Source organism: Pseudomonas sp. B23(2017) (assembly GCF_002113725.1).
Lineage (GTDB): Bacteria > Pseudomonadota > Gammaproteobacteria > Pseudomonadales > Pseudomonadaceae > Aquipseudomonas > Aquipseudomonas putida_Z.
Genome location: NZ_NEJM01000004.1, coordinates 288,343 through 303,312, shown reverse-complemented (window position 1 = coordinate 303,312; position 14,970 = coordinate 288,343). Strand labels below are relative to the sequence as shown.

The following is a 14,970-nucleotide window of genomic DNA, read 5'->3' as shown; positions in this document are numbered from 1 at the left end:
CGGCCATGAAAAACCTCAAGAGCCAATACTTGCTGTTGATCCTCGGCTTCATTGCCTTGCCGTTCCTGGTCGAGGCCATCCCCATGCTCGGCCCGACCTGGGTGCGCATCCTGGGCTTCGCCATGCTCTACGTGTTGCTGGCGTTGGGCCTGAACATCGTCATCGGCTACGCCGGCTTGCTCGACATGGGCTACATCGGCTTTTACGCCATCGGTGCCTACCTGTACGCCTTGCTTGCCTCGCCGCACCTGCAGATGGCCGGCCTGGTCGAAGGCGTGCTGGATTGGCCGGTATGGGTGATCATCCCGCTGGCGGCAGTAGCCGCGGCCATCTGTGGGGTGTTGATCGGCGCGCCGGTGCTCAAGCTGCGCGGTGATTACCTGGCGATCGTCACCTTGGGCTTCGGCGAGATCATCCGCATTTTCATGAACAACCTGGACCAACCGGTGAACCTCACCAATGGCCCCCAGGGCATCAGCAACATCGCTCCGCTGCACGTGGATGGCGCAGCATGGGCGCATGCCCCGGGGGAGGGTGCAGCGCCGCTGCTGTCGCTGCAGCAGAGCTGGAGCCTGTTCGGTCTGCAAGTGTCGCCGGTGATCAGCTACTACCTGTTCTTCCTGGTCATCGTCATCCTCAGCATCGTGCTGTCCAAACGCCTGGAAGTATCGCGTATCGGCCGTGCCTGGATGGCCCTGCGCGAGGACGAAGTGGCTGCCGAGGCCATGGGGCTGAACAAGCGCAACCTCAAGCTGCTGGCGTTCGCCATGGGCGCCACTTTCGGCGGCGTGTCCGGCGTGCTGTTCTCCAGCTACCAGGGCTTTGTCAGCCCCGAGTCGTTCACCCTGATGGAGTCGATCATGGTCCTGGCCATGGTGGTGCTCGGTGGCATGGGTTCGATCCGTGGCGTGGTGCTGGGCGCGCTGATCCTGTCGGTGATGCCGGAGTTGTTCCGCGACCTGGTCAACTGGGTCCAGCCATGGGTGATGGACAATGTCACTTTCATCAGCCGCGACATCCTGCGCAACGTACTGGATGCCTCGACGCTGCGCATGCTGGTGTTCGGCCTGGCGTTGATCCTGGTGATGCGTTTTCGCCCCGAAGGCCTTTGGCCGTCTGACCGCCGCCGTGCCGAACTGCACGATGGTGACCCAGAGGCGGAGCCGGTGCCTGCGGCGCTCAGCACCGCAGTGCATGCTCCGGCCAGTGAAGCATCCTTCGAACTCCCGATCAAAGAGGCGGACAAGGCATGAGCGACATCCTTCTCGAGCTGCATCAGGTCAGCAAGTTCTTCGGTGGCCTGCAGGCCCTGCATGGCATCGACTTGAGCATTCGTCGTGGCGAGATCCGCGGCCTGCTGGGCCCCAACGGCGCCGGCAAGACCACCCTGTTCAACGTGCTCACCGGGTTGTACCGGGCCGAGCAGGGGCGGGTGATGTTCGACGGCAAACCGCTGCGTATCAGCAAGCCGCACAAGGTGGTGGAAGCTGGCATTTCGCGCACCTTCCAGAACATCCGCCTGTTCCACAACATGACCGCCCTGGAAAACGTGATGATCGGCCGCCATGTGCGCACTCGCAGCGGTGTGTTCGGCGCCATCCTGCGTACCCCGGCCTGCGTGCGTGAAGAGCGCGAAATCCGGCAGGCCGCCCGCCACTGGTTGAACTACGTCGGCATCGGCCACCTGGCCGGGGAGCTGGCCAAGAGCCTTTCCTATGGCGACCAGCGTCGCCTGGAAATCGCCCGGGCGCTGGCCACCGAGCCCAAGCTGATCGCCCTCGACGAACCGGCGGCGGGCATGAATGCCTCGGAAACCGAAGGCCTGCGCCAGCTGATGTGCAAGATGCAGGCGGACGGCAAGACGGTGCTGTTGATCGAGCACGATGTAAAGCTGGTGATGGGCCTGTGCGACCACATCACCGTGCTGGAATTCGGCCGCAAGATCGCCGACGGCCTGCCGGCCGACGTGCGCAAGGACCCACGAGTGATCGAGGCCTACCTCGGTGCGGAGGCAGTGGCATGAAAAACATTTTGCAAGTGAACGACCTCAAGGTGAGCTATGGCGCCATCCAGGCCATCAAGGGCATCGACCTGACAGTGGGCGAGGGCGAGATGGTGGCGCTGATTGGCGCGAACGGTGCAGGCAAGACCACCACCCTGAAAACCTTGGCCGGGTTGCTGAAACCTAGCGCCGGTAGCATTACCTTCGATGGCAAGGCGCATGCGGCGATCAAGGGCCATGACCTGATCCGCGAAGGGCTGGCGCTGGTGCCGGAGGGGCGGGGCATCTTCCCCAAGCTGACCGTGCACGAAAACCTCGAGATGGGAGCCTTCAGCCGGCGTGACGGCAAGGATGCCATCGGCGCCGATATCGAACGCATGTATGGCATCTTCCCGCGCCTGAAGGAGCGCGCTTTCCAGTTGGCCGGCACCATGTCGGGTGGCGAGCAACAGATGCTGGCCATTTCCCGGGCGCTGATGGGGCGGCCCAAGCTGCTGTTGCTGGACGAACCGTCCATGGGCCTGGCGCCGATCATCGTGCAGAAGATCTTCGAGACCATCGTCGAGGTGGTCAAGGACGGGGTGACATTGCTGCTGGTGGAGCAGAACGCCCGGCTGGCACTGCAGACCTGCCAGCGCGCCTATGTGATAGATGGCGGACGCATCAGCCTGGAAGGCTGTGCCAAGACCTTGCTGCATGACGATCAGGTGAAGAAGGCCTACCTGGGCGAATGATCCATTCACAATGACAAGAGGATCTGCCCTGGGGTGTGGTGCTTGTCTTGCCGGCCTCTTCGCGGGCAAGCCCGCTCCCACAGGTATTTCACAGCCCTTGGGACTTGTGCAGTACCTGTGGGAGCGGGCTTGCCCGCGAAGAGGCCGGTAAGGCCATACCCGATGTCCGCCCCGGCCAGGTCCCCCCAAAGGTTTTAACGATGTCGCAAGTATCCCTGCAACACGGCCTGACCTCGCGCCAGGTTTCCATGATTTCCATCGCTGGCATCATCGGCGCCGGCCTGTTCATAGGTTCGTCCAAGGCCATCGCCTCGGCCGGCCCGGCCATTCTCGTGTCCTACGGCATGACCGGCCTGCTGGTGCTGCTGGTCATGCGCATGCTCGGCGAAATGGCCGTGTCCAACCCCACCAGCGGCTCCTTTTCCACCTATGCCGCCGAAGCCATCGGCCCCTGGGCCGGCTTCACCATCGGCTGGTTGTACTGGTGGTTCTGGGTGCTGATCATTCCCGTCGAGGCCATTGCCGGCGCCGATATCCTGCACGCGTGGTTCCCGGCGATTCCATCCTGGTTGTTCGCCTTCCTGATCATGGCGGTACTGGCCACCAGCAATCTGGTCAGCGTGAAGAACTTCGGTGAGTTCGAGTTCTGGTTCGCCCTGGTCAAGGTGATAGCCATCCTGGCCTTCATCGTCATCGGTGGCATGGCGTTGTTTGGTGCCTGGCCACTGGCCGAGGCCTCAGGCGTGAGCCACCTGTGGGCCAATGGCGGTTTCGCGCCCAATGGCTGGGGTGCGGTGCTGGGTGGGGTGCTGATCACCATCTTCTCGTTCTTTGGTGCCGAGATCGTCACCATCGCTGCTGACGAAACCGCCAACCCGCAGGCCAAGATCCGCCGCGCCACCAACCTGGTGGTGTATCGCATCGCCGTTTTCTACCTGGCGTCAATCTTTCTGGTCGTGTCGCTGGTCGCCTGGAATGACCCCGCGTTGGTCGCGGTGGGTTCGTTCCAGCGGGTGCTGGAGGTGCTCAACGTGCCGGGCGCCAAGCTGGTGGTGGATGTGGTGGTGCTGGTGGCGGTGACCAGTTGCATGAACTCGGGGCTCTATACCGCTTCGCGCATGCTCCATTCACTGGGTGCGCGTGGCGAGGCGCTGCCCATTACCCGGCGGGTGACCGCGAATGGTGTTCCGGTGGTGGCGGTACTGATGTCGACCCTGGCCGGGTTTGCCGGCTGCCTGGTCAACTACGTGTTCCCCGGCAAGGTGTTCAGCTTCCTGCTGTCCACCACAGGCGCGATTGCCTTGCTGGTGTATCTGGTGATTGCAATTTCGCAGCTGCGCATGCGGGCACGGGCAGAACGCGACGGTGTGCAGCTGGAGCTGAAAATGTGGCTGTTCCCGTGGCTGACATGGCTGGTTATCGGCGCCATCCTGCTGGTGCTGGGGTACATGCTGCTTAGTGATGCTTACCGCTATGAAGCACTCATGACTGCTGGAGTGACGGTATTCATTCTGCTGGTGTGCGTGACGCGGCGGCGGGTGGGTATGGCGGGGAGGGCGGTGTACGGGGATTGAGAACCAGGGGCCGCTCTGCGGCCCATCGCGACACAAGGCCGCTCCTACAGGCGGACGCGGTCTCTTGTAGGAGCGGCCTTGTGTCGCGATGGGGCGCGAAGCGGCCCCAAAGACCTTAAGTGTGCGGCACGCTGCGAGGCACTACCCCACCCGCATACTCCGGCTTCAGATGCCCCTGCTCATCCAGCAGATAGGCATCCATCACCTCCCGCACCACCGGCCCTGCCACCCGGCCACCGGCTTCACCGTTCTCGATCATCACCGCCACCACCACACTCGGGTGATCAGCCGGGGCAAAGCCGACGAACAGGGCATTGTCGCGGTGCCGCTCCAGGGTCTTGTCGCGGTTGTAGCGTTCGCCTTGCTTGATCGCCACCACCTGCGCGGTGCCGCTCTTGCCGGCAATCCGGTATTGCGCACCGGCCGCGGCAGCGCGGGCGATGCCGCGCGGGTCGTGCATGACCATCTGCATGCCCTGGCTGACCTGGTCCCAGGCGTGCCTGTCGTGCAGCACGATATTGGGCATCGGGTTGGGGTCTACCGGCGCATCGCCACCCACGGTCATCGCCAGGTGCGGGCGGTGCCACACGCCCTTGCTCGCCAGCAGGCTGGTGGCCTGGGCCAGCTGCAGCGGGGTGACCTGCATGTAGCCCTGGCCGATGCCCAGGATCAGCGTCTCGCCCGGGAACCAGGCCTGGCGCCGGGTGGCGCGCTTCCACTCGGCCGACGGCATCAGCCCGGACGCCTCCTCGAACATGTCCAGCGACACCTTCTGGCCCAGGCCGAACTCGGCCATGTAGTCATGCAGGCGGTCGATGCCCAGCTTGTGCGCCAGGTCATAGAAATAGGTGTCGTTGGAACGCATGATGGCGGTGTACATATCCACCCAGCCATCGCCGCTGCGGTTCCAGTTGCGGTATTTGTGGTCGTAGTTGGGCAGCTCGTAGTAGCCCGGGTCGAACACCCGGCTGCCCGGGGTGATCACGCCGCTGTCGAGGCCGGCGATGGCCACCTCCGGTTTCACCGTCGAACCGGGGGCATACAGGCCGCGCAGCACGCGGTTGAACAGCGGGCGGTCGATGGAATCGCGCAGGGCGGCGTACTGTTTGAAGCTGATGCCCTTGACGAACAGGTTGGGGTCGAAGCTGGGGTTGCTGACCATCGCCAGCACGTCGCCATTGGCCGGGTCGAGCACCACCACCGAGCCGCGGCGGTCGCCCAGGGCCTTTTCCGCGGCCAGTTGCAGGTGGGCGTCCAGTGTCAGGACGATGTCCTGGCCCGGGGTCGGGGCCTTGTGGTTGAGCACACGCATTACCCGGCCCTGGGCGTTGGTCTCGACCTCCTCGTAGCCCACATGACCGTGCAGCTGGCTCTCGTAGAAGTGCTCGATGCCCGTCTTGCCGATCGACTGGGTGCCCCGGTATTCGGTGCTGTCGAGGGTCTTGGCCTCTTTCTCGTTGATGCGCCCCACATAGCCCACCGAGTGGGCGAAATGCTCGGCCAGCGGGTACTCGCGGATGAACTGTGGTTCCACCTCCAGGCCTGGCAGGCGGAACTGGTTCACCGCCACCAGGGCTATCTGCTCTTCGCTCAGGCCGACCATCAGGGTCACTGGCTCGAACGGCTTGCGGCCACGGCGCAGGTCCTTGTCGAACTGCTTGCGGTCGTCGTCGGTCAGGCTCAGCACCTGGGCCAGGGTATCGAGGACCTTGGCCGTGTCACCGCCGGCCCGCTCGCGGGTCATGGTCAGGTCGAAACTGGGCTTGTTGTCGGCCAGCACCACGCCGTTGCGGTCGTAGATCAGCCCGCGCTCGGGGGCGATGGGCAGCACGTGCACGCGGTTGTTTTCCGATACGGCGGTCTGCTGGTCGTGCTGCAGCACCTGCAGCACATAGAGCCTGCCCACCAGGACGGCGACCAGGCTGAAGACCAGGGCGGCGCAGGCCAGAAGCCGGCGGTTGACCAGGTGCTTTTCCTTTTCGTGGTCCTTGAGGGGTATGGGTTGCGGCATCGGTGTTCTGTCTGCTGATGGTGTGGCTGGGTGAGGTGTGAGCGCTGTGGGCACGCGCCTGTGGGAGCGGGCGTGCCCGCGAATGGGCCGCGCAGCGGCCCCGGGGGGCGGTGATGCTACGCAAGGTAGTGAGCCCCCTCAAGGTGAAGGCCTGCGGCAGCAGAAGCGAAGAGGGCTGCCACGCCCGCAATCAGGGCGCTCGCCAGCAAAATGAAGATTTGTTCATGGCGGCAGTGCGTTGGTGCGGTTGGCTGAAAGCCGGACGTGATTGAGCGGAGGTATTGGTCAAGCGCTAGAACGCTTGTCCGTGCCTCTGCGGGAGAAACTGTCGGGCGCAATGTGGGAGATTGCCCAGCCCTTTTGGGCTGCGCTGTCGCGCAGAGAACAAATATCGCTCTTTGTAGGAGCAGCCTTGTGCTGCGAAGAGGCCGGTACTGACAAAGCCTGTCTATTGTCTGTACCGGCCTCTTCGCAGCACAAGGCTGCTCCTACAGAACCTCACTAAACCCAATAAGTCATGTGTTGTTCTACGAGAGCGGGCGATCCCGCGAACACGGGCACAGCCCGTGCCATCTACCGCGATGTTGGCTTGGTAATCAGGAGCCTTCCTGAATCAGCGATACATGTGATGATCCATGATGGTGAGCTAGGCCCCCGGCAGGCAGCATGATGTAGTGCCGCGTCTATGAGTACTTGGCTCTAGGCGTTGAAATAGCCTTATTGTGTCGCAAAGAAAGCTCATTCTTAGTCCGTTCTTTCACAGGAAAGGAAGTACTCGAACTTGCTAAGGTCAAATAATCCATTCGTCATCTTTTCGATTTTTTTTGCAGCTTGCAAATCAATAGGGTATTCATCGTAGAGTTGATCTTGGTCTTCCCCTATTCTGAGTATTGAGCGTAATTCGTTTACCTCAATATGGTTGATAAATTCGAACTCTCCAATATATTTTTCACCATATTTGTCAAATACGGAGATTGAATATTTTACTTTAGGGGGCATGGCTCAATTCTCTTGGTCGATTCAGGGAGCGGTATCTGCACTCCTATCTCAGGATAAAAAGCCCAGAAATGTCTCTAGCTGACTCGAAGCTGGATGTGGCCGCTGTGCTTTGAGTTTATAGAACGAAGCAGATCTAAAGCTTTCTGTGATTATTTATTTTCTGGTTAAGTAGTGTTCTGCTTGTTGAGAGGTCTAAATAAACTGCACTGGAAATCGGTATGCTGTTTCTAGGACTCGAAAGGAAACGCTCTGCGCCGTCTTCAAGAGCCTTGAGAAGCTCAAAGCGGTTTACCTTGATTTTTAAGATTCCCTCATGGTTTATTAAGATTGTCTCCCGTTGCTGTTTAAATTTGATGCGAAATGAAGAGTCGGCCGCGATAAATTCAAAGTATTATTGTTTCTGGTTAGTCCGTCAATCAATGATATGATTGAGAGGTATATCATGTTTGAATGTTTGGAGTTCAGTTTTGAGGTTATGCAGAGATTTTCTGAGATGAGGGAAATATCGCCTTGGTCGAATTCGTTTGCAAAAAGAGACTCATCTATGCGTGTAAATTCGAATGCAATCATGGTTACTCGATTCTGACTGGGTGAACAGTAATGGTTTTATTGCTGTCGTTGATATCGAAAATGCCGCGAGTACTGGATCTCCGCCCACTTCGTTTGGCCGCGGGTTTCTCCTCCGCTAATCCTAAGGCCATATAATTCGCGTTGCAGATAATCTATCCATCCTCATTAACATTCAGGCCGGTGGTCTTAGGTCATCGAGCTAAGAAAAATTCAGCGTATTGAATAGCTTCGGCGTCCTCTGTATAGGTAATGGTGAATACTATTTGATTTTCCATTATTTGCAGGTTTTTAATGCTGATTTTTCTGTTGCTCAAGGTTGCTGCGTAGAATGCGAGTGCTTGTATTTGTCGCTCTAATTGATCTGCGTGTGTAAGCAATTGTTTATTTGCAGTCTGTTCTAGGTCGGAAAAATATTTTTCATATTTTTTATAGTGCTGAGTTGGGAGAAATGTCCCGGAAATGACTTTCTCGGCTATAGCAGGGTTCTCAACGCTACCAATGCACATGTTCTGAGTGTCCATGATTTTAATAGCATTCGGCTTCGTTATGGGCATTTCGTAGTTTCTCCTAATGCGCTCGCTAGGCTTTTTTTGGGTTTCTATCGCTGAAAATATTTACTCCGTCAGGATGAATTTGGCACTTGCTGGAGAGTGCTTCAGGTTATTTTTTTATGAGCAAAAAAATATCGGTGTAGTTGTCGTTGGTTAGGTTTTTAATTTTTTGAGGTCGTCATTCTTTTTGATCGGCGATCCATCAAGAAATGTCCTGCTGCGCTAGGCTGATATCTGAAATCTTCATGATCAAACAAAGCTCTTCGAAATCGTCAATTGAGTTGTGGTTTATAGCGTATTCGCTGACATCTTCAGTGATGACAACTCTCAAGATGTTTCCTGTTCTTGTGTTCTTTGCTGAAAATATCGGATTTGCATCCATGAATGGAGTGCCGTCGGCAAAATGAGCGCTGTAATGAGGGCTCGTAAAGTCTTTGGCTATAGAGCGCCGCTTCTGAAGTTCGTTGTTGAAAATTTCAAAAAAATACTCTTCTAGTTGCTTGTGGCTTTCTGGGTTTGTTAGATAGTCTGTGTGCATTTCATTGCTCCGTGTAAGCCTTGTCTGATCTAATCTCGATGTCGACACGTTCGTAAGATTTTTGAGCGGTTGATTTGGATGTACAACTCTCTTGCAATTTCGGAGATAAAGATGTAGAGGTAGTTGCTTCTGGCAGAGTAGAGTGTTGCCGTAGCAATCCTTTGTATTACTTAGTCAGTGCTGGCAAAGAAATTGCGTTTTGTTCCAATATCTGCATTGCCTTATCTAGAAGTATCAATGGTAGACCTGTCTGGGCACCGTACAGGTCAACGAGGATGATTTGTTTTCTAGCGTGGCAAGAATTTCAGCTCTATTCATGATGGTTGCACCGTCAGGTCGGATTATTTCTTGATCTAATTTCCTTCAAGTGTTTTTGCAGTGCTCTTAAGTCTGGCGGGTTTTTTCTTGCGCTCTGTGAACTCACCCAAGAAGAAACTTTTGACTTTATGAGTTCTATCCCTTCTTGCGTGAAGTCACTCATTCGAAGTTCGGTGTCGATAAATTTGTTTTCCTGGTCGAGTATGGTTTTAGTTAGTAGGCCTTCCTCTAGAAAGAAGAGCCGCAGGGTCGTTAAAAGTCGTATGGCTATTTCTTGGCTTGGCAGGTCCGGGACAAGCTCATTGTGTTCATTGAAGGTCTGATACCGTTGAGCTTCAGATTTGATGGTGCCCCAAATTAGTGGATCTTTCGTCATTTTATGGTTCTCTGATAATTCTAGAGGGCTCTGTTTAGATACTAGGTTTTCGAATGCCAGCGTGTCGCCTTCCCGCACATACCAGGTGAGCCACCGTTGGCGTCGATGACAGCGATGGGCAGGTTATCGCTGTTGTAAGTGTAATGGGCCTTGTTTTCCAAACTTTGTTAACCGATGTGTGAGTTTTTAAAGATCAGTACTATCTCGTATTCCCTAAGTGCTATCCGGCTATCGCGAGAAGCAAAGCCGCTTGATGCTTGTCAAAGTACATGTATATTGTCGAGCTCTACAGTCAACTCTCCGGAGGGAGTAGCGATCATTGTGAGCTCTAACGTAAGGTCCGATTTGCCTTCGGCTTTAGACCATAGAGGGCAGGTGACGGACCATGCCTTAGGTATTGAGTTTGTAATTTCTATAATAATTGCAGATGTTAGTTCGCTCCAGGGTACTGGTATCAGTGTTTCTCCGTATTCTTCAATGGCATTTTCTATTTCTTTAGCATTGAGTCTGACTCCATGGCACATATTTGATAATGACTCATAGTCCGCCGATGCAAGCAGTTCGGTGATGTCGTGCAATTTTTTAGTGATTAATTTGTGCTCTGCGTTCATTTGGTTTTTTTCCTGTTGCCTACAGTCCGCGTTGGTGTATTAAGGTCTATCCCAATGCTTTCGAAATATTGGTCTGCGCGTAGCACTTCAAGCCTCGAGTCCTCAGGAGAGTAGCCTGCAGCTCGCAATGATTTATAGCCAATTCGCCTTTCAGCACCATATGTGCCTCCGCCAGGCTGTCTCTGCGCCTGAGTTGCGGCATAATGAGGTGTGCCGATTTTTGTGGATGGCCCCTCCAGTTTAACCCCTGGTGCGTGATTGGTATTATATCCTGGCAGCTCTCTAACAGCTGCATCTTGTATTATGTGATGTGCGTCTTTTTGTCCCGCTGCTCTAAGTTCGCCGACGCTTCCTTCTGGGAATTCGCAGTCACATTTCTTTCTTGCTAACCCCAGCGGATCGATCCAAGAGTTTGGATTAGGGGCGTACTGGTAGAGGTTAAGGCCACCGGCAAGTCCGATTGGATCTTTCCCAATAAACTGCCCAGTGCCGGAGTCGTAGTACCGATACCTGTTGTAATGTAAACCAGTTTCGATATCGAAATACTGCCCCTGAAAGCGTAGCGGATTACGAATCTCCGCCCACTTCGCCCCGTCACTCCGCTGCTCCTCCGCCAAACCCCAGGCCTTGTACCTCCCGCTCCAGGCAATCTCCCCATCTTCACCGGTCAACTCCATCGGCGTCCCTAGCTGATCGCACTGGTACCACGCCATCGCATCAAACGCTTTCGGCATCGGCTTATGCAGCCACACCGGATCCTTGTCGATGTCATACGGGAACACATACACCGGTTGGCGCAACAACTCGACAACATGGTTGGACACCGCCTGCGCCACCGGCACGAAGGTCCCGGGCTCGAACACATAGTGAGTGGTGTGGCCTTTGCCGTCCCGGTCCCGGCACTCGAATGCCAGCGTGTCGCCTTCCCACACATACCAGGTGTACCCACAACCCAACTCTTCATCCCGCTGCCGCCGTGCATTCTGGTTCCACACCGGGCCGGCCTGCGGTCGGTCGCGGTACTTGGCGCGTGAGTGCTTGTACAACCGCCGCCCGAGCGCGTCGTAGGCAAAGGTGACAATCAGTCGGTCATCCTCGTACCGCCGCAGGCGGTTGTAGAGGTCCCAGTCAAAGTGGCCTTTCTTGCTGCCCGTGGTGCGCTCCGCCAGGTTGCCGCGTTCGTCATAGCGGTACTGCGTGCTGCAGTAGCTGCGCAGTACGTTGTCGTTGATCCGGCGGGGTGAATGTGGGTTGGGGCCGGGCGGGGCTTGTGGGTCGAGCAGGTTGCTCGCAGGGTCAAAGGCGAAGAGCTCTTTCTTGTAGAAGTCGCCCGCTTCCAGCAGGCGGCCGACCGGGTCGTAGCGGTAGTAGGTGTCACCACGGGTCAGGTCATCGACGCGGGTTAGCTGGCCGCTGAGGTCGTACTCGTAGTCGCGCACCGCGATGCGCCGGGTGGCGCCGCGTCGGGCCAAGGTCTGCTGCTGCAACTGGCCATTCGGGGTCCAGGTCTGGCGCTGAACCAGGCCGTTGCCTTGCTCGCGGCCAATTTCCCGATGCAGGTCGTCGCGCTGGTAGCTGAGCAGTTCGTGCTCGTCGAGCTTGAGGCTGAGCAGGTGGCCGCTGCCATAGGTGAGCCAGCTGACCCGGTGGCCATCAGGGCGGGTGGTCGCGATACGCAGGTTGAGGGCGTCGTACTCATGCTTGAAGACAGCGACCTTCGCTTCCTTCATGTACTTGAAGTGCTGGTGCTCGCGGGTGTTGTTGCCCGCCAGGTCGTAGAACCACTGCAGCTTGCAGGCCTTGTTCTCGGCAAGTAGCAGGTTGCCGTTGCCGTCGTAGGCGAAGGTTTCGCTTTCCCACTCCTTGCCACCGCGCTGGCCGGCATGGCTTTTAACCAGGCGGCCCATGGCGTCGTATTCGAAGCGGGTGATGCGGTCGCCATCGATGCGGCGGGTGGGCTGGTTGCTGCTTTGATCGTAGAGGTAATCGGTGACCTGCTTGTCGAAGCCGGTCTCCATGATCAATCGCCCGGCCGGGTCGTACTTGAAGCTGGCCTCGCTGTTGTTCTCGTTGCGCAACCGCAGCAACTGGCCGAGCTTGTTCCAGTGGTAGGTGAGGGTGCTGTCGTCGGGGTTGTGGCGTTGGTGAATCAGGCCGGCCTCGTTGTAGGCCCAGGCGGTACGACGGTTCAACGCGTCGGTATAGCTGAGCAGGCGGCCTTCGGCATCGTGTTCGAAGCGGTCCTGGGTCTTGTCGGGGTATACCAGGCGGGCCAGCTGACCGGCCTGGTAGTGATATTCGGTGGTTTCCCCCGCTGCGTTGATCGCTTTGCTCAGTTGCCCGAGCCCGTCGTACTTCCACAGCGTGGTCTTGCCCGAGCAGTCGGTGTAGCTGGCCAGCTGGCCGTCGCGGGTGTAGCCGAGCTTCTTCTCGCCACCGTTGGCGTCGATGATGGCGATGGGCAGGTTATCGCTGTTGTAGGTGTACTGGGTCTTGTTCTCCAGCGGGTCGAGCGTTTCGATGATGTTGCCGCGCTGGTCGTAGTCGTACTTCCACAGGCCGCCCTCGGCGTCGCGGGTCTTGAAGCGCTGGTCGAGGTCGTCGTAGGCGTGGTGCACCGCGGAGCCATCGGGGCGGGTGTGCTGCAGCAAGTTGCTGCGCTCGTCGTAGACATAGCGGTCGATACTGCCGTCGGTATGCACATGCTGGATGACGTTCTTGCCATCGTCGCGGAACAGCCACTCTTCGTTGCCGTCCGGGTAGATGATGCGGTAGGTGTAGCCGAGGTAGTCGTAGTAGTGGCGGGTTTGCTGGCCAAGCGCATCTGTGACGGTGGTCAGGCGGATATGCTTGTTCCATTTCAGGCGCGTATCGAAGCTGCCGTCATCGGCCCATTCGCGCACGGCTTTCGCGTCCGGGCCTTCGCCCTGCCATTCAAGGCTGGTGCCCCGCCCGGTGCGGTCGGTGTAGCGCGTGACCAGGTGGTGCTGGTACTGGTAGGTCCACTGCGCCCCATATTCATCGCGTGCCGCGCGAAGGTCGCCCTGGTCGTCATGGTCGTAGCTGGCCAGCTGTCGCGTTTGCCGGCCGTCCTGCATCAGCCAGAGTGCCTTGATGCGCCCATGTTCATCGAGCTGGGTATGCACATGCTGGTGCTGGTCTTCATCCTGGTAGGTGACCAGGTCGGAGAGCACTGCCTTGCCGGCGTGCTGGTGCTCGTAATGCAACGCGATGCGCGCGCCGCCGCGCTGGATGATGCCGACCAGGCGGAAGTGATCGCCGACGCGCTGGTAGTGTTCCTGGCGCTGGTGGCCGTGGGCCAGGCTCAGGTGGTTGTCGTCGACCCGGATGAGTACAGTCTTCTCTACCGGGTCGTAATGGGGCTTGCCAACCTTGGGCAGGGCGTAGCTGTGGGTGCGGCCATCGTCGGCGTGGTACAGCACACCCTCGTCAACCACATCGAAGCGCATCGAGAATGGAGTGATCCAGCGGGCACCGAACTCGCTGTCATCGTAGGCGTCCAGGCTGGAACGGTAGGTGCGTGCCCAGGCGACAGGAAACACGCCTGGCAGGTTGAAGTCGACATGCACCAGGGTTTCGGTACCGCGTGCATAGCTGATGCTCTTGCTGGTGCCGGGGCAGGTGCCGTTCAGGTCGCAGCGTGGGTCGTTTTTAGGTCGGGCCTCGTTGCGGGTGGCTTCCACGCGGCTTTCGGTGCCCTTGTCCTTTGCCACACCCGAGCCGTGCGCCGGGGTATTGGCCGACACCCGGCGCGCGGGTTTGCGCTTGCGCAGGCCTGCATTGAGCTGGGCGAGGAGCCAGGCAATGCTGTTTTGCGTGGCGGGGTCGGCCAGGGCGGTCAGCATCTGCCGGATCAGCTGGGCCAGGCCCCTGAGCACATTGGAGTGTGGCTGGACGAGCTTCAAGACCCAGCCAGTGTTGCTCGCTGCAGCTTTGTACCCCTCGGTCGCGCCGTACTGAACCGCACCAGCGGTGGCGCTGATGACCGCTTCGGCCCGGGTCAGCAGGTCCCAGAGGGACGGCTCTTCGATGGGGGCGTAGATTGCCTGGGCGCTGTTGATGATCGCCTTGCGCTGCTGGGTGGTGTCGATCTCGCCCTTGGCGATGCGCTCGATGGCATCCGCCAGGCTGTTGAGTGTCTGGAAGCCGGTGTTGGCGGCATTGTTCAAGATGCCAGGCAGTTCGGTTTCGGCCCGCTCGACGAAGGTTTCGATTTCGCCCATCAGCGTGGCACTGAGGTGGCCGACCATGATGTTCATGACGGCTTGGGCGAAGTCACCTTTGTTTTTCTTCAGTTGCTGTCGGGCCAGGAACAGTACCGGGCGCAACGTCATCCGTGCGGCGGCCATGGTCGGCGGGACGGGTACTACACCGATCAGGTTGATGCCCAGGCTTACCCAGTCCAGCGGGTCATTCGAGCCTGTCTTGGCCAGATGGATGATGTCGCCCAAGGCGTCGAACAAGGCGACGATGTTGCCCACCACCGGCACTGCACCGGCCCAGGCCTTGACGGTGGCCAGGTCTATGGTGTTGCCGCTGAGTTCCAGCAGCCAGGCGTTTACCGTGGCTTCACCTTGGCCGATGTCCTGGGCGACCAGGTTGTTCAACGGGACCAGTGCGATTTCGCGTTCTTCGATTTCTTTCTTTTCTTGTGGGGTCATCGTT

At 58.1% G+C, this 14,970-nt stretch carries 11 protein-coding genes; 4 read left to right on the top strand and 7 right to left on the bottom strand.

The annotated features are described in order from the left end of the window. The first annotated feature begins 5 nt into the window (after positions 1 to 5). The 4 genes from CAG46_RS09270 to CAG46_RS09255 all read left to right on the top strand — a co-directional run bounded on the left by CAG46_RS09270 (position 6) and on the right by CAG46_RS09255 (position 4,310). The gene (locus CAG46_RS09270; protein ID WP_085615266.1) at positions 6 to 1,253 is read left to right on the top strand and encodes an ABC transporter ATP-binding protein; all 1,248 of its coding nucleotides are present in this window, start codon (positions 6 to 8) and stop codon (positions 1,251 to 1,253) included. Further along, entirely contained in the window at positions 1,250 to 2,023 is a 774-nt protein-coding gene (locus tag CAG46_RS09265) for an ABC transporter ATP-binding protein (RefSeq protein ID WP_085615268.1), read from the top strand. Before CAG46_RS09270 ends, CAG46_RS09265 begins: the two co-directional genes overlap by 4 nt. Then, entirely contained in the window at positions 2,020 to 2,736 is a 717-nt protein-coding gene (locus CAG46_RS09260; protein ID WP_085615270.1) for an ABC transporter ATP-binding protein, read from the top strand. The genes CAG46_RS09265 and CAG46_RS09260 overlap by 4 nt, the downstream gene beginning before the upstream one ends. Before the next feature lie 200 nt (positions 2,737 to 2,936). Beyond that, a complete protein-coding gene (locus CAG46_RS09255; protein WP_085615272.1) occupies positions 2,937 to 4,310 on the top strand; it encodes an amino acid permease in 1,374 nt (457 codons plus the stop codon). A 115-nt stretch (positions 4,311 to 4,425) separates the two neighbouring features. On the opposite strand, the gene mrdA is transcribed toward CAG46_RS09255, so the two are convergent. From mrdA to CAG46_RS09230, 7 genes are all read right to left on the bottom strand, one after another. Beyond that, on the bottom strand, positions 4,426 to 6,321 hold the full coding sequence (mrdA, locus tag CAG46_RS09250) for a penicillin-binding protein 2 (protein ID WP_025338725.1): 1,896 nt from the start codon (positions 6,319 to 6,321) through the stop codon (positions 4,426 to 4,428). A 744-nt stretch (positions 6,322 to 7,065) separates the two neighbouring features. Then, complete coding sequence (locus CAG46_RS09245; protein WP_085615274.1) at positions 7,066 to 7,320, bottom strand: hypothetical protein; 255 nt, start codon at positions 7,318 to 7,320, stop codon at positions 7,066 to 7,068. Positions 7,321 to 8,081: 761 nt separating this feature from the next. Beyond that, positions 8,082 to 8,444: a hypothetical protein gene (locus CAG46_RS09240; protein WP_085615276.1), complete on the bottom strand. Its 363-nt coding sequence runs from the start codon at positions 8,442 to 8,444 to the stop codon at positions 8,082 to 8,084. 199 nt (positions 8,445 to 8,643) lie between these two features. Continuing rightward, complete coding sequence (locus CAG46_RS09235; RefSeq protein WP_085615278.1) at positions 8,644 to 8,979, bottom strand: hypothetical protein; 336 nt, start codon at positions 8,977 to 8,979, stop codon at positions 8,644 to 8,646. Between the two features lie 331 nt (positions 8,980 to 9,310). Next, positions 9,311 to 9,673, bottom strand: a complete 363-nt coding sequence (locus tag CAG46_RS27940; protein ID WP_143493391.1) for a hypothetical protein — start codon at positions 9,671 to 9,673, stop codon at positions 9,311 to 9,313. A gap of 260 nt (positions 9,674 to 9,933) precedes the next feature. Further along, positions 9,934 to 10,284 carry a hypothetical protein gene (locus CAG46_RS27935; protein ID WP_143493393.1) on the bottom strand — a complete coding sequence of 117 codons (351 nt, stop codon included), beginning with the start codon at positions 10,282 to 10,284 and terminating at the stop codon, positions 9,934 to 9,936. Beyond that, positions 10,281 to 14,966 (bottom strand): RHS repeat-associated core domain-containing protein, encoded by a 4,686-nt coding sequence (locus tag CAG46_RS09230; protein WP_178080693.1) that lies wholly within the window; start codon positions 14,964 to 14,966, stop codon positions 10,281 to 10,283. The genes CAG46_RS27935 and CAG46_RS09230 overlap by 4 nt, the downstream gene beginning before the upstream one ends. Between the last annotated feature and the right edge of the window lie 4 nt (positions 14,967 to 14,970).